Annotated in this window: 18 protein-coding genes and 3 pseudogenes; 13 read left to right on the top strand and 8 right to left on the bottom strand. The window is 61.2% G+C overall.

Going from position 1 to position 16,182, the window contains the following annotated elements; all coding sequences use genetic code 11:
* Positions 1–212: zinc ribbon domain-containing protein (locus Mrose_RS15565; RefSeq protein ID WP_147371683.1), on the top strand; the 212-nt coding region annotated here is incomplete at its 5' end.
* 220 nt (positions 213–432) lie between these two features.
* On the opposite strand, the gene Mrose_RS15560 is transcribed toward Mrose_RS15565, so the two are convergent.
* A complete protein-coding gene (locus Mrose_RS15560) occupies positions 433–1,500 on the bottom strand; it encodes a nitrilase-related carbon-nitrogen hydrolase (protein ID WP_119279808.1) in 1,068 nt (355 codons plus the stop codon).
* Positions 1,501–1,588: 88 nt separating this feature from the next.
* On the opposite strand from Mrose_RS15560, the pseudogene Mrose_RS15555 reads away from it, so the two are divergent.
* Together Mrose_RS15555 and Mrose_RS15550 are read left to right on the top strand one after the other, a co-directional pair.
* Positions 1,589–1,780: pseudogene (locus Mrose_RS15555) on the top strand (IS200/IS605 family transposase); the annotation flags it as partial.
* Positions 1,781–2,986: an RNA-guided endonuclease InsQ/TnpB family protein gene (locus tag Mrose_RS15550; protein WP_119279806.1), complete on the top strand. Its 1,206-nt coding sequence runs from the start codon at positions 1,781–1,783 to the stop codon at positions 2,984–2,986.
* Between the two features lie 327 nt (positions 2,987–3,313).
* Here the strand turns inward: Mrose_RS15550 and Mrose_RS15545 are convergent, their stop codons facing one another.
* Genes Mrose_RS15545 through Mrose_RS15535 form a run of 3 tightly spaced genes read right to left on the bottom strand, consistent with a single transcriptional unit; the run spans position 3,314 to position 5,871 of the window.
* Positions 3,314–3,928: a metal ABC transporter substrate-binding protein gene (locus tag Mrose_RS15545; RefSeq protein WP_119279804.1), complete on the bottom strand. Its 615-nt coding sequence runs from the start codon at positions 3,926–3,928 to the stop codon at positions 3,314–3,316.
* Between the two features lie 25 nt (positions 3,929–3,953).
* Positions 3,954–4,400, bottom strand: a complete 447-nt coding sequence (locus Mrose_RS15540; RefSeq protein ID WP_119279802.1) for a hypothetical protein — start codon at positions 4,398–4,400, stop codon at positions 3,954–3,956.
* A gap of 10 nt (positions 4,401–4,410) precedes the next feature.
* Positions 4,411–5,871, bottom strand: coding sequence for a hypothetical protein (locus Mrose_RS15535; RefSeq protein ID WP_147371682.1), 1,461 nt, complete (start codon positions 5,869–5,871; stop codon positions 4,411–4,413).
* A gap of 388 nt (positions 5,872–6,259) precedes the next feature.
* On the opposite strand from Mrose_RS15535, the gene Mrose_RS15530 reads away from it, so the two are divergent.
* The 8 genes from Mrose_RS15530 to Mrose_RS15500 all read left to right on the top strand — a co-directional run bounded on the left by Mrose_RS15530 (position 6,260) and on the right by Mrose_RS15500 (position 13,118).
* Positions 6,260–6,466, top strand: coding sequence for a type II toxin-antitoxin system VapB family antitoxin (locus Mrose_RS15530; protein WP_119279798.1), 207 nt, complete (start codon positions 6,260–6,262; stop codon positions 6,464–6,466).
* Positions 6,467–6,492: 26 nt separating this feature from the next.
* Entirely contained in the window at positions 6,493–6,768 is a 276-nt protein-coding gene (locus Mrose_RS15525) for a magnesium chelatase subunit ChlI family protein (RefSeq protein ID WP_275052666.1), read from the top strand.
* Between the two features lie 536 nt (positions 6,769–7,304).
* On the top strand, positions 7,305–8,282 hold the full coding sequence (locus Mrose_RS15520; protein ID WP_147371681.1) for a CgnE/CgnB domain-containing protein: 978 nt from the start codon (positions 7,305–7,307) through the stop codon (positions 8,280–8,282).
* A 7-nt stretch (positions 8,283–8,289) separates the two neighbouring features.
* On the top strand, positions 8,290–9,246 hold the full coding sequence (locus Mrose_RS15515) for an ABC transporter ATP-binding protein (protein WP_119279792.1): 957 nt from the start codon (positions 8,290–8,292) through the stop codon (positions 9,244–9,246).
* Complete coding sequence (locus Mrose_RS18990) at positions 9,225–9,995, top strand: ABC transporter permease (RefSeq protein ID WP_182482863.1); 771 nt, start codon at positions 9,225–9,227, stop codon at positions 9,993–9,995. The genes Mrose_RS15515 and Mrose_RS18990 overlap by 22 nt, the downstream gene beginning before the upstream one ends.
* Before the next feature lie 59 nt (positions 9,996–10,054).
* A complete protein-coding gene (locus Mrose_RS18985; protein WP_182482862.1) occupies positions 10,055–10,258 on the top strand; it encodes an ATP-binding cassette domain-containing protein in 204 nt (67 codons plus the stop codon).
* Positions 10,259–10,436: 178 nt separating this feature from the next.
* Entirely contained in the window at positions 10,437–10,955 is a 519-nt protein-coding gene (locus Mrose_RS15505; protein WP_245969984.1) for a hypothetical protein, read from the top strand.
* A gap of 468 nt (positions 10,956–11,423) precedes the next feature.
* Positions 11,424–13,118 carry an ABC transporter ATP-binding protein gene (locus Mrose_RS15500; RefSeq protein ID WP_245969986.1) on the top strand — a complete coding sequence of 565 codons (1,695 nt, stop codon included), beginning with the start codon at positions 11,424–11,426 and terminating at the stop codon, positions 13,116–13,118.
* A gap of 265 nt (positions 13,119–13,383) precedes the next feature.
* Here Mrose_RS15500 and Mrose_RS15495 read toward each other — a convergent pair whose 3' ends face one another.
* Both Mrose_RS15495 and Mrose_RS15490 read right to left on the bottom strand, forming a co-directional pair.
* The gene (locus tag Mrose_RS15495) at positions 13,384–13,815 is read right to left on the bottom strand and encodes a PIN domain-containing protein (protein WP_119279784.1); all 432 of its coding nucleotides are present in this window, start codon (positions 13,813–13,815) and stop codon (positions 13,384–13,386) included.
* Entirely contained in the window at positions 13,812–14,090 is a 279-nt protein-coding gene (locus tag Mrose_RS15490) for a hypothetical protein (protein ID WP_119279782.1), read from the bottom strand. Before Mrose_RS15490 ends, Mrose_RS15495 begins: the two co-directional genes overlap by 4 nt.
* A 298-nt stretch (positions 14,091–14,388) precedes the next feature.
* Here Mrose_RS15490 and Mrose_RS15485 point away from each other — a divergent pair.
* Positions 14,389–14,844: pseudogene (locus Mrose_RS15485) on the top strand (magnesium chelatase subunit ChlI family protein); the annotation flags it as partial.
* 137 nt (positions 14,845–14,981) lie between these two features.
* Here Mrose_RS15485 and Mrose_RS19500 read toward each other — a convergent pair.
* Positions 14,982–15,239 (bottom strand): PIN domain-containing protein, encoded by a 258-nt coding sequence (locus Mrose_RS19500; protein ID WP_245969980.1) that lies wholly within the window; start codon positions 15,237–15,239, stop codon positions 14,982–14,984.
* Positions 15,236–15,505, bottom strand: a complete 270-nt coding sequence (locus Mrose_RS15475; RefSeq protein WP_119279780.1) for an AbrB/MazE/SpoVT family DNA-binding domain-containing protein — start codon at positions 15,503–15,505, stop codon at positions 15,236–15,238. The genes Mrose_RS19500 and Mrose_RS15475 overlap by 4 nt, the downstream gene beginning before the upstream one ends.
* A gap of 130 nt (positions 15,506–15,635) precedes the next feature.
* Between Mrose_RS15475 and Mrose_RS15470 the strand changes: the two are divergent.
* Positions 15,636–16,182: pseudogene (locus Mrose_RS15470) on the top strand (tetratricopeptide repeat protein); the annotation flags it as partial.

Below are 16,182 nucleotides of genomic sequence, written 5' to 3'. Positions count from 1 at the left end.
CACGCAACACCTCGCGGGAGTGCCCGGCCTGCGGGCACACCGAGCGGGCCAACCGTCCCACGCAGGCGCTCTTTCGCTGTGTGGTCTGCGGGTGCTCTGGGCCTGCGGACTACTTCGCGGCGGTCAACATAGGCTGCCGGGCTGCGGTTGAGCGGCGTATGCCGCCGGGCTATGCCCGTACCAATGTCATCCAGCCGAACGCGGGGGCATGAAATGCTATTCACGGCTATCGTGCCACCTGCAAGCCTCGGACTTCAGTCCGAGGTAGATGACTAGAATAGGAGCAGTATGGCGTGCTATTGCGGCGCGGTCTGCGGTTCGGCTCCTTTTCCCCAAACTTCTTTGCGCATGCTCTTGCAGGAACTTCGTGCCTTAGGAAGAGCAGGTGGCGCGTGTTTATGCGGGATATTCGGACAATGCAAGTTTTGAGTTTTAAAAGTCGCGCCTGCCTTGATGATCCCTCTCGGCTTTTCTGTGCAGCCCTTTCCACAGAAGGCTCACCAAAGTAGCGCACGTGACTGCCACCAAAATGTAGCTCAATTGGGCTGAAAAGTGCACCGCGTTGGTGAGGCCGGAGTAGAGCGGGACGGATATTGCCCGGCGTTCGGAGCTAGCCCAGGGCATTCGCCACACTACTTTGCCTTTGGCATCTGTCATCGAGGTGTTCCCCGCCATCCCGACAAACAGCGCGACTCTCCCGGTCTCTGCCGAACGTACCTGCACACTCCTGAGCTGTAGAGCGGTGGCTGGAGGGCTTTGGGTGTTGGAAAGAAACAGCAGGGCTTGTGCTCCATTATGAACGGCTTTCAGGCTGATCCGCTCAAAGGAAGACTCATAGCAAATACCTACGCCCAGAATCACATCACCGAAGCGGAGAGTGTTGGTTTGCCGCTCATTACCCGCCTGAAGCCGGGCGTCCTCCTCTATCGGCACCAGAAAGATCTTGTTATAGCGGGCGGTAACCCGCCCTTTTTGTAACAGAACGACGGAGTTGTAAACCAAGGACTGGCTGCGGATGGTGCCCCCGATAAGCAAGTTGTCGTGGGCGAGCAGCCCTAGGTGGTCGGTGTCGAAGTCATAGTTGAACAGGCTGCTCTCAGGCAACACATTTAGCGCCCCACCCCTGAGTTGCGGGGAGAGTTCGCGGCGCAAGTAGTCCTCGCTGCGTGTGACAAAATGCTCGCCGTCCCCAACGATTCCTGGCTGCACCAAGTTGACCTCGAGGTAGCCCTCAAGCCGCGGCTGCGGTAACGCGTTGCTCAGCACGATGGCGAGGGCTACCCCGATGGCGAACACCGCCACGCCGGTAGCCCGGTGGTGGTAAAAGGCCCACAGGCCCAGCAGCAGGGCGGCATAGATTACAAAGCTCGCCCCGTACATCCCTAGTTGCGCGTAAAGCCCAGACAACGCGGGAGAGAAGAGGTAGTAACCATGTGAGAACGGAACCGCGCGGTTGTGCAGCAGGTCGGGGTCGGAGCATACTCGGTCGAACAAGCTCATCGAAGATGCAAACAGCAGGATACGCGACGGGGTGAGCGTACTGGGGAAGGTGGCGGTGGCGACAGTGGAAAGCGCCGTTATCTCGGTAGACCCCGGCGTGGCCCCCAACCAGGTCGCCCACCGCCTGAAGGGCTACACCTCGCACGTGCTGCGCCGGGAGTTTCCCCACCTCATCCGACTGCCCGCGTTGTGGACGCGCTCGTACTTTGTGAGCACGGCGGGCATGGTCAGCAGTAAGACCATCGAGCAGTACATTGCTGCCCAGAAGACGAGGGACTGAATGGCTGTCTACCGCAAGGTCTACCGCTTCCGCATGGAGCCCACCCAAGCCCAGGGCGACGCTTTGTTGCGGATGGCGGGGGCTCGTCGCTTCGTGTGGAACTGGGGGCTGAAGAGGCGTAAAGAGGCCTACGCGGCTACTGGCAAGGGCCTGACCTACTGCCAGCAAGCCGCTGAACTGACCGCTCTGAAGAAGCAGCCGGAGACGGCCTGGTTGAAGGATGTGGATGCCCAGCTACTCCAACAAGCCCTGAGAGACCTTGACCGGGCCTACCAAGCCTTCTTCAGCAAGCGGGCTCGGTTTCCCCGCTTCAAGAGCAAGAAGCGGGATGAACCCCGCTTCCGCATCCCCCAGCGCGTCCGGGTGGAGGAAAGCAAGGTCTACATCCCCAAGGTCGGCTGGGTCAGGATTCGCCAGAGCCAGCCGATAGACTGGCGTATCAAAGGGGCCACCTTCAAGCAAGACGCTGAGGGTCAGTGGTACGTCACCCTGACCGCCGAGTTCGAGGTGCCCGACGTACCTCTGCCCCCCGCCAACCCTGAGCGGGTGGTGGGGATTGACCTGGGGCTCAGCCACTTTGCGGTGCTCTCGGACGGAAGCCCTCCCATAGACCCACCCCGGTTCTACCGTAAGGGGCTTGCCAAACTACGCAGGGCACAGCGGGCACTGTCCCGCAAGCAGAAAGGGAGCAAGAACCATGAGAAAGCAAGAAAGCAGTTAGCCAGGGTACACGCCAGAATACGCAACCAACGCCAAGACTGGTTGCACAAGCTGACCACTGCACTCGTTCGGCAGTACGACGGGCTGTGCATCGAAGACCTGAACCTCAAAGGAATGGCGAGAACCAAGCTGTCCAGGTCGGTTCAGGATGCGGCCCTGGGCGAGTTTAGGCGGCAGTTGGAGTACAAAGCGCTCTGGCACCGCAAACACCTTGCCGTAATCGACCGCTACTTCCCCAGCAGCAAGCTCTGTCGGGAGTGCGGGAGCATCAACCCAACGCTCAGCCTCTCGGAGAGGGTTTGGACGTGTGGGTGCGGGGCGGTACACGACCGAGACCTCAACGCGGCCCGGAACATCCGGGCTGAGGGAATCCGCACGATTCCCGTCGCCGTGGGGCACACGGAGACGCTAAACGCTTGGGGAGAGGGTGTAAGACCTGCCCATAGCAGGCAGTCCTCGTTGAACCAAGAATCCCACGCGCTTTAGCCGTGGGAGTGTCAAAGTCGGATTGGGCCACGAGTTGCCTGCCGCCTGCGAAGGTTGCGAAAACTAGCACCGCCTTGGTCGCAAGATACCTGGGGTAGTACAGGTTGGCGACGGGGCGGTTGCTGGAGGTGGTGGCGGTATTGCGAGCGGTGGCTGTTCCTCTGCCTCCTTGGGCAATGCAGTCCGTTTTGGGATCCGACGCGCGAGAAGCTCCCTGCACGGTAAAGGGGTCGCTTGTCGAGCGGCCCGGGGAAGGTTTGGCGGAGACCAGGCTCAGGCTCGAGACCAAAACCAAACCGCACAACAGCGGGTAAAGGAATTTCCAGCTCATCGTACATCCCTCCCCTGACGCGCGGTGATCCGGCTCTCGAGAATGGTGCGGAAGCCACGGCCGCTCATCACAGCCAGCCTTGCAGGCGCGCTTCTTTGGTCAGCCATACTCGCGAGCGTTCTCAAGTCGTCAATGCTCAACTCGCCGTCCACCGATAGCTCACGCACGTCGCGCACACTCAATCCGACCCTTTCCAGCTCCGATCGCATCTCGTCGGGGGTAGCGTTGAACAGGAACTGGAGCTCCGGCCCCTCGAGCACGTTCATCGCCTCCAAGCTCACGTTGTACGGCGTGGTCTCCTGCAGACCTCGGTACACACGGCCTGGTATGTACCAGTCGCCTACCTCGATGTAGCCCTCGTCCGGGTTGGCCGAGAGCGCTCTGAGCGACTGGGGGTCTACGTCGCCCCTGGCTCGGATGTCCTGCGCCGTCAGGTATAGCTTGCCCCTGGGGAGCGGCCTGACCTCTCCAACGTCCTGGACGTTGAAGTAGTTCAGGGAATCCGAGGTCGTCATCACCCGTTTGCCTGCCGAGTCGGTAGCCTTTTGTGGGCCACAACCGGCCACCAATACCGCCAAACTCAACCACAATGCCAAACCCAAAGTTTTCATCGCTTACCTCCTTATCCTGTCGAGCCTACCTTCTAGCGGTGAGGTCGTTTATAAAGAAGCGAATGGATCTCGTTCTTCCCTTCCCCTTTTCTGTGTAACTTACCAAGACATACACGAACCGCTGCTCTGGGGGAGGGGGTGGCATACCGGGTTTGTTCCGGACGATAAGCCCAACCCGCTGCCCAAACTTCGCGGACGTCGGATAGAGACTAACGTCATACCCAGCGGAACCAGCGCTGAGCACAAACTGCTGGTTGTCCAGCTCCGGGTCAGCGGCCTCGGTCTTGCGCAGGGTGAAATAGAAGATATCGCTATCGAAATGTTTGGTGACCACCCAGTCGCCGTCGCTTTCAAATATGGAGCGACCGCGATAACTGCCATCCCATACCACTGCTTCGATGGGATACGTGGGTTGCAGCACGCTGCATGCGCTCAGGCCGAGGCTCAGCAGTGCGAAAAACGCGGCTTTCATCACACCTCCATCAGGGACAAGGGATGAGCCCCACTCCGCGCCAGCATTTGGAAAACTCGGGCAGCAGGGCGGTTTCGGGAACAATTGGACCCGGACGAATGACGTCTCCACTCAGGTTAATCCCTAGGACGTTGACCCCGGCCATGACTCTGCCATCCAGCCCGCCGTAAATGCCTGCCGAAAAACCGGTCACCGGCTGGTTGGGGTCTTGACTGCTGTACTCGACCCATGCTCGGAGTTTCGGCCCGGCGTAGGGCTCGAGGGCCGCTGCGAGCCCCACTACGCCATAGAGATAAACCCCGGCCTGTATGCTCAGGTTTGCCCTGTAGCCGAGGGTGGTGGTAATGCGGGCTGTCCCCGACAAGACCAAAGGGTTGGAATACGGGTTCCAGGTGCTGAACTGCTGGCGCAGCGCCTCTAGCTTCTCTGGGACATTGTTCACCGGCCTGCACCCCCAGTAGCCGTTTGCAACGGTATTCCCGCAGTAGAAGCCGTACTGCACCGGGCTCCATTCGGTTCCTAATACAAAGGAGACCGAAGGTATGCTGCTGCTCACCGTCACGCGCGCCTCTCCTTGGATGCTCAAAGTGCCGCTGAGTCCACCCTGGAGGATCACTTTTGGCGTGACAACCACCGGGATGGGGCCGATCCAGAAGACCCCTACCCCTCCCGTGGTGTCGAGGAAAGTCTGGCTAACACCGGGGAGATTCACGGTCTGCTGTAGAGCCGGAGCCTGCACGTTGTAGGCGACCGAGGTCTCTACTTTTGCCCAGCCATTGGCCCAGGCGCCGAAACCCTTCAGGTAGGGGAAGACGAACCACCAGCCGATGTCCACATTCACCGTCATCCAAAGCTTTAGCTGAATGCACGCTTTGCGGTTGACGGTTCCGAGTGGAAGCGTTTCAGCAGGTGGCTCCTCGCAGCGCCCTCCTTCTACGGGAAAGAAATCCCACTGCGAAGCGAGTTGTTTGGCTGATTCCGGCGTGAGGTAATCCGGCAGGGTCAGGTTCTGCGGCGCACCCGCCTTGGGCACGGCCAGCACCGAGATGTTCACCGGCACGGTGTAGCTGGTCTGCTGTATGTCCTCCGGCTTCAAGTCAGAGCCTGCGATAGCTTCGGCCAGCGTAGCCTGGGAGGTCTCTATGGTGGCGGTTCCGTCGGGATTTTTCGTTATCGAGTCCACCTTGCGCAGTACCCCGTAAGGGGCCTCGTCGGTAGGCGGGCTGACGATCACTGTGCCCGGCTCGACCTGATCCACCTCGTCCACGCTCATCGTCCCCAATTCACCCTGCCTACGGAGCGGCGGTACGGCGCGGGTGTCAATGGTGAGCTTGCCGTCTATTGAGAAGTCCTTGATGGTCTTCTGGGCAAAATTGGTGAGCACCTTAGTAACGGGGCGCTTTGCTGGCAGGCCCGTGTAAGCTGGAGGGGTGAAGGGGTAGTCCTCAGGAGTTTTTTCTTTCGTTGGCACAACCTCCGATCAGCACGAAACTAGGGTCAGAATCAGCCCTGTACCCGCCAGCAATAACCAACTGCGATTGCTCAGCATGAAACCCCCAATCCCTGGCGCAACCAATGCGCGGCCTGTTGATTGTTGGAGATTATCCTAATTTTAGGATAGCGTCAAGTAGAACCCACATTCCGCATCCCCCTTCAGGCCAGGAGGTAATGTCGCTTCACTCCCAGGGGCCGAGCCGCAGTTGTGGTGCTTCGCTGACATGAAACCCCCATTTTGGGGGTAATTTCCACGCCAAAGGACTGCAATAGCACATAAACACACGTTCTGGATGGCTAGTTGGCATTTTCACTACTTGGAAGCACACTTGAATGCACGCGAGCAAGCGTATACTCGGAGCACTATGCCCCGCATGGCCATCGAAATTGACGAAGCCCTGCTGGAAGAGGCCCGCCGGGTGCTAGGGGTGCGCACCAAACGGGAGGCCATCGAGCGGGCCTTGCAGGAGCTGGTGCGCCAGCGCCGCCGCCGGGGCATCCGTGCCCACGCCGGGCGGGTGGAGCTCGAGCTCACCCAGGAAACCCTGCGCGCGCTGCGGGAGTCCCGCTAGTAACCCGCATTTTGGTAGATACCTCGGTGAGAGAACGGGTGCTTGCAGCCAGGGAGCGGATGAAGTCCCGCCAGGGCAAGCTGAACAGCGAACTCTTTGGCCGCGATTTGCGGCGACACACGGTGCTTTCTGCCTCCTCCGAGGCCCTGCTGCAAGCCGCCACCCAGCGCCTGGCCCTCAGCGCAAGGAGCTACGACCGCATCCTGCGGGTGGCGCGTACCATCGCCGACCTCGCGGGGGCGGAGCACATCCAGGAGGCTCACCTGACCGAGGCGCTGACGTATCGAAGGAGCCTGTCCTAACGCACAACCCGCACCTCAACCCCTGCGTCCAGGTTGCTCCAGGCGCTGTCGGTGGTGATGGCGGGCAATCCCAGCCGCTGAACCCCAGGTAACCAACCGGGTCAGAAGGTAACCAAAATGAGTTAAGAAGGTCACCATTCTGAGAGGGGGTTTGGTTACCTGGGGGGTGGTACAACAAAAAAGACTGCAGCCGCAACACGGTCTGATTACCAGGTTTTTCAGGGAGGTGATTTTGATGGAGAAGACCATCCAGCTTACGCTGAAGACGCCTCGGTTGCTTAGATTTGTGTCAGAGGGCCATCATAAGAAGGCTTCAAGGCCTTATGCCGATCCGATGTGCAACTTTGGTGGAGCGCCCTCTGATAAGCCCGTTGTGGGCCTTATTGCCTACAGCTACTCGGTGAACTACTCGTGGATTCCTCAATTTGCGTATGACCCTGCCTCTGCCCGCACCTCTTCAGTGAGCTGCCCCTGCGGGGTGGGGCTCTAGCTGAGTGGTTCAGGTTGTGTTGCGGTTGCAGTTCCATGGAGGCCTAATGGACGGCGAATTGAAGGTCAAACTCGAACAATCCTTGGCGCCTGTCTTTGGTTCGCCCAACCCCCTTTTTGTGACGGATTCTCCAGACCTTGTGACTTGGCTAAGGGCTCACAACCTAGGAGCTTACCTCTTAGATGATGTCGCAGGTCTCCCTAAGCACCGACGCAAAAATGTGGTTCTTTTGCCTACCACAAGGGATGGGCTCTCTTTTTTTCGGCTCGAGCGCTTTTTCAAAGGAAGCCGGGTGCTAATCGTACCCCTGGTCGCCTTTGACCCCTCTTTGGAGGCGTCCATCTATTCTCTTAATCTGCTGGCTTCTTCGGATTTCACACATGCCACTAATGAGAATGCTAGGTGGGTTTCTATTTTGGAGGAGGGTGAAGTTCAACGCCTGGTATTCAAAGGGGCCTATGGTGAATTAGAGGTAACCCTGAAGGAGAGGCTGGACCTTATGCTCCCCCGCACACAGGTAGGCTTGTTGCCAGGAGAGTGGGAAGCGATAGGTATGTTCTTCGAAATAGCCATGATTCCAGATAACGAAGATTTTTTCCATCCGGGATACATAGTCAACGGTGAAGTAGAGATCCCAGGGGTAGCCATCGCCCATCACAGAATCATGCCCAACCAGCTTACTCATTTACCTACAAGAGCATGGCAGTTGCCGGAAGGGCTGATCAAAGAAGGAAGATTTCCGCTGAAGATCAAAATAGAAAACTCACAACTGAAGGAGGTGCGTTCAGCGGATGGAGCCGACTTCACCGATGAGATAGGGGAGCTTTCTAATCCCCAACTCGAGCTCATCTTGGTGGAAATGGCAGTCAGCAACAACCCCGGCCTGGACGTTTCCAACCTCGACTGGAGCGTCAACTCTGTTCTTAACGAGGGCGCCCGTGGTATTCACTTTGCTGTAGGCGATGGGGTTACCGGAGCCCACATAGACTTCATATGCCCTAGCATGGAAGCAGTCCTTACGTGAGCCGCCTATGGACCCAAGTGTACAGAACACCGACCCCTCCGGCCCAGTCCTCCAGGCCCACGACCTGCGCAAGCGCTATCCCAAGGCGAGGGGCTGGCTCGAGGCGCTGAAGGGGGTCAGCCTGGAGCTCTTCCGGGGGGAGATCCTGACCCTCCTAGGCCCCAACGGCGCCGGGAAGACCACCCTGGTCAAAATCCTGGCAGGCCTGGTGGAGCCGGATGGGGGGAGGGTGGAGGTGCCGCGGGAGGGAAAGCGAACCTGGATGGGCGCAGTGCTGGAGGGCAACCGCAACCTCTACTGGCGCCTGACCGCCCTGGAGAACCTCATCTACTTTGGCACCTTGCGCGGCCTCATCCCTAAAGAGGCCCGGCGGCGGGGGCTCGAGCTATTGGAAACGGTTGGGCTCGCCGAGAAGGCCCATCAAACCGTGGGCACCCTCTCCCGGGGCCAGCAGCAGCGGGCGGCCCTGGCCGCCGCTTTGGTGCACGACCCTCCCATCCTCTTCCTGGACGAGCCCACGCTGGGGGTAGATCTGGAAGCTCAGGAGGCGATTCGCTCCTGGTTGCTGAGGCTCAGAGAGCATAAGGCCATCCTCCTCACCACCCACCAGATGGATTTTGCGGAGGCTGTGGCCAACCGAGTGGCCATCCTCCTGGAGGGTGAGATCGTCCTGGAGGGAAGAACTCGAGAGGTGCTGGAGGGTTCTCCTGGAGCCCCTTACCGGGTAGAACTCCAAGCGCCTTTGGAGGAGGGGGATCCGCGCCTGGCTCAGCTTCGAGCCGTCGAGGCGGAGGTGGAGGGGAAGGTGATTCGGGTGGTGGGAGAGGAAACCCTTTGGCAGGTTCTTCGCCTCCTGGATCCCCTTCCCATCGAGCGGGTAGAACGGGAGAGCCTATCTCTCGCGGGGCTTTTCTGGCGCGTACTCAGAGAAAGGAGCGTGCAGTGCTCCAGGTTGCCTACATAGAGTTCTGGCGCTACTTGAGAGCTTTTTTCCGTTACCCCCTGGAGGTTCTGGGGGGTGTGCTGGGGGCCGTGGTGGTCTTTGCCCTCTTCTTTTCTGGGGTCCGCTACCTAGCTGGCCCTACCTTCTTCGGGGAGCGGCTGGAGGCCCTGGTGGTGAGCCTCCTGGCCTGGACGCTGGCCTTTTCCCTGCTCTCCCATATGGCCTCCACCCTGGCGGAGGAGGCCCTGGCGGGGCTTTTGGAGCAGCTAGCCCTCACCCGCCCAGGGCTATTGGGGGTGGTGCTGGTTCGATCCGCTGTCTCCCTTTTCCAGATTGGCCTGTTGAACATCCCCGTCTTCCTCGCTATCCTCCTCACCTCCGGGGCCTGGCTAGACTTCCATCCCCTGACCCTGCTGCCTCTTGCGACCCTGGCCCTGGGCGCTTTAGGTCTGGGGCTTTTCCTGGGGGGACTGGCCCTGGTTTACAAGCGGCTGGGCCAGCTACTAAGCCTCCTACAGTTTCCTCTCTTGGGTCTTTTTCTTATCCGCTTTGAAGCCCTGGTCTGGCCCTGGGGTATTTTGGGGTATTTCTTGCCCCTGGCTCCCTCGGCGGCGGCTTTGCGCCTCCTCCTGGGGCCAGGAGAGAACCCCGGACCGGGTCTTTTGTGGCTCGCCGGGGCCAACACCCTTGCGTATTTGGCCTTGGGGGTTGGGTTTTTCCGGCGTGCCCTACGCCAGGCGCGGCAGCAAGGTGTACTCGGAACCTACTGAAGGGTTGTCGTGACCCTCTATGTCATCCGCGAGCTCACCAAACGCTACGGAGTGCGGGGGTGTTGGCTAACGATGCGATCTCCCTCGAGATCCGCCAGGGAGAGATCCTGGGGATCTTCGGCCCCAACGGGGCAGGGAAGACCACCCTGGTGCGTCAGATGGTTGCGCTGCTGCGGCCCAGCTCGGGGTGCATCGACCTGTTGGGCCAAGACGTGGTGCGCCATCCCTCGCTGGTTCCCCGCTACGTGAGCTTCTACGGCTAGCGGGCCCCCATCCTGCGCAACTACACGGTGGCCGAGGTGCTGGTCTATGCTGGGGTGCTGCGAGGCTTGCCAGTGCCAAAAGCCCACCAACAGGCCCAGGCCCTGCTGGAGCGCTTCGACCTACTGCCCATCGCCAAGCGGTGGCCAGGTGCGCCTGCCCACTCTGCTGTCGGCCTTTATGGGGAAGCTTCGAGGGGTGGTGTTGGACGAACCCACCAACGAACTTGACCCGGCCAACCGCGGCCGCCTTTGGCAGTTCCTCGACGAACTGCGGGCCCAACATGGGGTGACCGTGGTTCTCACCAGCCACAACCTGGCCGAGGCCGAGCGCTACGTTGAGCGGGCCGCGTTCATCGACCGCGGGCGGCTGGTCGCGCTGGGCTCCCCCGGGGAGCCCAAGCGGGCGGTGGCTAACCTGGTCCGCCTGGAGGTTCGGGTCAAGGAGCCCTATCTCCTCCAGGCCGAGGCTCGGCTCATGAGCCTGCCTGGTTCCCGCAACCCCAGACCCGGCTTCTTTGAGCTCACCGCCTGGCCGGAGGAAGCTCAGCTGCTCCTGAGCCAGGTACTGGGGGAGGTGGGTATGGAGGCCCTAGACGATTTCCGCCTGGTCACCCCCAGCATGGACGATGTTTATGTGCTCCTGACTTCCAAAAAGACCGGAGGTGTGCGTGAGATCCATTTGAGCAGCCTTCTCTGATTTTCTTCGGTGAAGTGTACAAGTTTCGCTACTATGTTCGACCCCTCGAGGTAGTGGCTTGCGGGAAATACCGCACGTCTTGTTGGTATTGTCCATCAAGCATGCATGCTCGAAATCTGGATGAGAACAGGGATGCCTTCTATGCCTTGGCAGGTAGCGTACCGATTTGGGAGTGGGATGAAGAAGGCAAATCTTTCGTGATAGTGGAGGTTCCTGAGGGACACAAGGCGATCCTGCGTCACGATTCCACGAAGCCTATGCGCAAGCGGTATATTGTCGAGGAAGTTTGCCCGATTAGCTCTGAAGAGTGGGCCCATATTGCTTCCAACTACATGGATCCTGGGCGCTGGGCTAAAGAGGCAAGCCGGGAGGTGGTAGCGACTGGCTCATAGGCGCTCCCTGTTACACCAAACCGTCCCGGCGCTTCGCCAGGTTTTTCAAGCCGCCCCCCTCGAGGCCAGCCTCTTGGTGGGCCTCCTGGCCGCAAGCGGCCTGATACCGGTGGGGGTGCTGAGCGCCACGCGGGCTTTGGTGGATGGTCTGGTCCATGGGTTGGGCAGCGGCTCCCTCAGCCCGGCGCTGCTGGCGCCACTGGCGGGGCTGGCCCTGCTGTTTGCCCTCGACTTTTTGCTGGTGCCCTGGGTGACCTACCTGCAGGGGGTGGTGAACGAGCGGCTTACGGCTCGAGTGCACCTCTTGCTGATGGAGAAGGCGGCGGGCCTGCCCGATCTGACCCCCTTTGAAGACGCCGGTTTTTACGACGAACTTCAGGTGCTGCGCGACCAAGCGCCCTACCAGCCGCTCAACCTGCTGGTTTTCTTCGGCAACGCCTTTCGCGGGGGCATTGCCGTAGCCGGGGTGCTGCTCTTGCTCCTCACCTTGGCCCCCATTTTCCCCTTGTTGTTGCTCCTGGCCACCCTGCCGCAGGCGCTGCTAACCTTCAGGTTGCAAAAGGGGGTGTGGGAGGCGGTGCTCTTTAGCGCGCCTGAGGCCCGGAGGATGCGCTACTACGCCGAGGTTTTGCTCAACCCCGAGGCCGCCAAGGAGGTGCGCCTCTTTGGTCTGCTTCCGTTTTTCCGTGGGCGTTACCTCGAGGCTTTTGGGCGGCTACACCAAGAGCTCCGCCGCGCGCGTGGGCGGCAGGCCCTGGGGGCCAGCGGCTTGGTTTTTGTCAGCGCGCTGGCCACGGCGGCGGCGCTGTACCTGGGTCTGCGCCAGGCCCTTTTGGGTTCGGGGGGGCTAGGCAACCTGGTGCTTCTCTTGCAGTCGGTGGGCAGCCTGCAACAAAACCTCTACGGCCTGGTGCAGGATGGCGGCATGCTGTACGAGAGCCTTCTGTACTTCGAACGGCTCGAGGGTTTTCTGGCCCGGCCCTCTGCGTTCGCCCCCTCGAGCGCAGGCCGCTCGGCGCAGCGCTTTGAGGAAATCCGCTTTGAAAACGTAGGGTTTAGCTACCCAGATGGCCGGCGGGCCCTGGAGGGGATCTCCATTAAGCTGCGCCGAGGCGAACGGCTGGCGCTGGTGGGGGAGAACGGGGCCGGTAAAACCACGCTGGTTAAGCTCTTGCTCCGCTTCTACGACCCCAGCGAGGGCCGCATCTTGGTGGATGGGGTAGACCTGCGGGAGCTAGACCTGGAGGCCTGGCGGCGCCTGGTGGCCGCGGTGTTTCAGGACTTTGGTCGCTACGCGCTTACGCTGCGGGAAAACATTGCCCTGGCCGATTTGGAGCGCCAATCTGACCCTGGGCGTCTGGAAGATGCCGCCAGGGCCGGGGGGGCTTCGGAACTGCTCAGGCGGCTTGGTCCGGAGGCGCTACTCTCTAAAGCGTTCGGGGGGACGGATCTCTCTTTAGGAGAATGGCAGCGGATAGCCCTTTCGCGGGCCTTTTTCCGGCAGGCTGAGGTGTTGGTTCTGGACGAGCCTACCGCCTCGCTCGACCCCAAGGAAGAGGCCCACCTTTACCAGCGCTTTGCCGAGCTGGCCCAGGGTAAGACCGTGCTCCTCATCACCCACCGCCTGGCCTCGGTGCAGATGGCCGACCGGATTCTGGTGCTGCGGGAGGGGCGTTTGGTGGAGGAGGGCTCGCATCAGGCTTTGTTGCACCGCAACGGCCTTTATGCCGAGCTTTGGCGGCTGCAGGCTGAGGGGTATAGAGCGAATTGAAATCTCCCAACACGCTGCACTGGAAGCCATGAATTCAGACGTGCAAAACCCCACCTCTATCCTCCTCCCACGCCTTACAGGCTTCTCACAAACGTGGTTGCCAGCAAAAACGAGAATGCGTCTGAGCCTAGACGCATGTTACGCACCCAAGCGTGGGCCGGGCCGGGCCCACGGGTGCTTGGGTTTCGAGTTTCCCGGCGGCCACTGCTCTGTCCAGGACAGGGCTTTTCTGTAACTGGGTGGCTCAAAACATGTGAAGAGCGCTCTAAAGTTTCTGCACCAGCGGGTTTACGAACCGCACCCCCTCCAGCACAGACCCCATGGCGAAGTCCTCCGACAGAACCACCGGCACCTGGTATAGCCGTGCGGTGGCCCAGACCTGGGCGTCGTAGTAGCTCAGACGGTGCTGAGCTACCCCCCGCAGGGCCTCCAGCACCACCGGTGCGGTCAGGGGGAGCACAGGAAAGGCCAGCATCAGCCGCTCGATCTCCAACCGAACCGGTTCGGCCTCGAGCGGTGGCGAAAGCCGGCGCAGGGCCACGCTGGCAAACTCGCTCAAGGCCTGCACCGGCAGGGCGGCCCGCCCCTCCTGGGCCAGCCTCAAGAGAATCTCAGCAGCCTTTTTCTGTTTTTTGGGGTCGCGGGCATCTAGGGGGTAGATGAGAAGGTTGGTGTCGATCAAATAGCGGGGGTTCAACCCTCACCCCCACCCCAGCGGGACTCACGGGTGTAGAGGGCTTCCCGCTCAAAGCGCCAGCCTTCGGGCAGGCGGTGCTGTTGGGAGATCTTCCGGGCCTGTTCCAGAAACGTAGCCAGGGCCTGTACATGGCCGGGGAGGGAGGCCGTGCCCTCATGCAGCAACCGGTCCAGGGCCAGTCGCACCAGCTCGGCTTCGGAGAGGCCGGTCTCGCGGGCCTTGAGCTTGAGCTCTTGTTCCTGGTCTTCGCGGAGGTAGAGCTGTTTGCGAACCATAATCTAAGTATACATCATATACATTACTGGGGCACAACACCTGGCTCCTGCTGCCACAGCCGGTGCGTAAAATGCCGAGCATTGTTGAGACTTCAAGACTCAGAACCTTTCACCCACCCCCAGGCTGTCCCATCGCCCACCCTATACTTCCTTGCCAGGCTGTGAATGGAAGCCCCGGTCTGGCGGTACTCCTCCACCAGCAGAGCCCGTATCGCCACCTTCCCTCCCGGCCCCGGCTTTTTGCGGGGAAGAAGGTAGGCTACCTTGCCCTGAATACCCCGATTGCACTGCACACGCCTGCATCTGCGGCTGGTTCGGCGACCCGGAGAAACCCTGTAGCTGCACGCCTACCCAGCGCAATCGCTACGTGAACCGCATCTCCGGCCCCCTGCTGGATCGCTTCGACCTGGTGGTGGAGGTGCCAAGGCTCACCCCAGTCGAACTCTCCCGCGCACCGGAAGGGGAGCCCACCGCCACGGTGAGAGAACGGGTGCTTGCAGCCAGGGAGCGGATGAAGTCCCGCCAAGGCAAGCTGAACAGCGAACTCTTTGGCCGCGATTTGCGGCGACACACGGTGCTTTCTGCCTCCTCCGAGGCCCTGCTGCAAGCCGCCACCCAGCGCCTGGCCCTCAGCGCAAGGAGCTACGACCGCATCCTGCGGGTGGCGCGTACCATCGCCGACCTCGCGGGGGCGGAGCACATCCAGGAGGCTCACCTGACCGAGGCGCTGACGTATCGAAGGAGCCTGTCCTAACGCACAACCCGCACCTCAACCCCTGCGTCCAGGTTGCTCCAGGCGCTGTCGGTGGTGATGGCGGGCAATCCCAGCCGCTGGGCCAAGGCCAGACAGACCCGATCCCCCAGGGATAGCCCCTGGGCTTTGGTCAGGGGTCATAGCGTTGCCACTAGCAGGACGTCCTCGGGGCCGAAGGGCACCACCTCTAATACACCCCCCAGCAAACCCTGATGCACCAGGGCCTGCTCGAGCAGGCGCACGTCCTGGCCCCACTCAGCCACCTTGCTGTAGACCTCGGCCAGATTGACGGCGCTGATAAAGCCGCCCCCAATCATCTGTTTGGCAACTGCCTCGGCCCCCGCCTCCTGGTTGAGGTAGGCCAGCAGGGCCGAGGCATCCAGCACCACGCTCATTCCTGCAGGGCCTCCCTGCGCCGTTCCTGGATCAGTTCTTGGGCTAGGGTTTTCCCCTTCAGGGCGGGATAGAGGCGCTGCAAGAGACCCTTATTCCCCATGACAACTTCCTGCGCCTTGACCAGCTCGATTACCCCATCCTCCCGCAGCCGCAGCAGCAGACGATCCCCCTCCTGCAGCCGCAGAACCCTGCGTACTCCGGCGGGTAGCACCAGGCGCCCTTTGACCCCAAGCTGCACGGCCTGCTGAACCACAGGGTGTTTCATATTTCAATCGTACCACGTTTTGAAATGTTCCACTTTGCAGAGACTGACCTTGGCAAGCCTCGTTCTCCTGTTCTTGTGGCAACCGGAGGGCACCACGATGAGGAGGGGTATAGCTTGCTATACTCGCCCCATGGACGCCCTGGCCCTGTACCGGCAGGGCCGCTACTCCGAAGCCCTCGCTCTGGCCCACCGTCAGGGAGAGGCCAAGACTGCCGCGCTGGCCCTGCTGGCCCTGGGTAAGGTCGCCGAGGCCCAGACTATTTTGGAAACCTGGCGGCCCCAAGAAAGCGTCGCTGAGGCCGAGCGCCTCTCCCTTCTGGGCTTTGCGGCCTATCGTCAGGGCGATTCGCAGGCCTACCGCCGCCTGGCCCTTGCCGCGGCCCAAACCGCCCAGACCCCCCTGACCCTCTACCACCTGGGCCTCTCGCTCCCACCCAGGGATGGTCTCCTGGCCCTGCAGGAAGCCCTGCACCGCCTGCAAGCCCAGGCCACCCCCCCGGTGGAGCAGGCCCGCCTGGCCTTCGCCCTGGCCCGTACCCTGCGGCGGCTGGGCCGGTTTCCTGAGGCCCTTTCCTACGCCAGCCTGGCCGTCCTGCACGACGCCCAGCCCCACTACCGGCTCGAAGAGCTTACCCTGCTGGCCTACACCGGGGAGGAACCCCTCCCCCGCCTGGAAA

This window comes from Calidithermus roseus (assembly GCF_003574095.1).
GTDB classification, from domain to species: Bacteria; Deinococcota; Deinococci; order Deinococcales; family Thermaceae; genus Calidithermus; species Calidithermus roseus.
The sequence above is the reverse complement of the archived record's forward strand: the minus strand, read 5'-3'. Positions and strand labels throughout refer to the sequence as shown.

Bases quoted from the DNA above. Each gene is read 5' to 3' on its own strand.
- Mrose_RS15515 (WP_119279792.1), top strand. From the start codon at position 8,290: ATGGACCCAAGTGTACAGAACACCGACCCCTCCGGCCCAGTCCTCCAG.
- Mrose_RS15545 (WP_119279804.1), bottom strand. From the start codon at position 3,928: ATGAAAACTTTGGGTTTGGCATTGTGGTTGAGTTTGGCGGTATTGGTG.
- Mrose_RS15505 (WP_245969984.1), top strand. From the start codon at position 10,437: ATGGGGAAGCTTCGAGGGGTGGTGTTGGACGAACCCACCAACGAACTT.
- Mrose_RS15530 (WP_119279798.1), top strand. From the start codon at position 6,260: ATGCCCCGCATGGCCATCGAAATTGACGAAGCCCTGCTGGAAGAGGCC.
- Mrose_RS15560 (WP_119279808.1), bottom strand. From the start codon at position 1,500: ATGAGCTTGTTCGACCGAGTATGCTCCGACCCCGACCTGCTGCACAAC.
- Mrose_RS19500 (WP_245969980.1), bottom strand. From the start codon at position 15,239: ATGAGCGTGGTGCTGGATGCCTCGGCCCTGCTGGCCTACCTCAACCAG.
- Mrose_RS15550 (WP_119279806.1), top strand. From the start codon at position 1,781: ATGGCTGTCTACCGCAAGGTCTACCGCTTCCGCATGGAGCCCACCCAA.
- Mrose_RS15475 (WP_119279780.1), bottom strand. From the start codon at position 15,505: ATGAAACACCCTGTGGTTCAGCAGGCCGTGCAGCTTGGGGTCAAAGGG.
- Mrose_RS15490 (WP_119279782.1), bottom strand. From the start codon at position 14,090: ATGGTTCGCAAACAGCTCTACCTCCGCGAAGACCAGGAACAAGAGCTC.
- Mrose_RS15540 (WP_119279802.1), bottom strand. From the start codon at position 4,400: ATGAAAGCCGCGTTTTTCGCACTGCTGAGCCTCGGCCTGAGCGCATGC.
- Mrose_RS15520 (WP_147371681.1), top strand. From the start codon at position 7,305: ATGGACGGCGAATTGAAGGTCAAACTCGAACAATCCTTGGCGCCTGTC.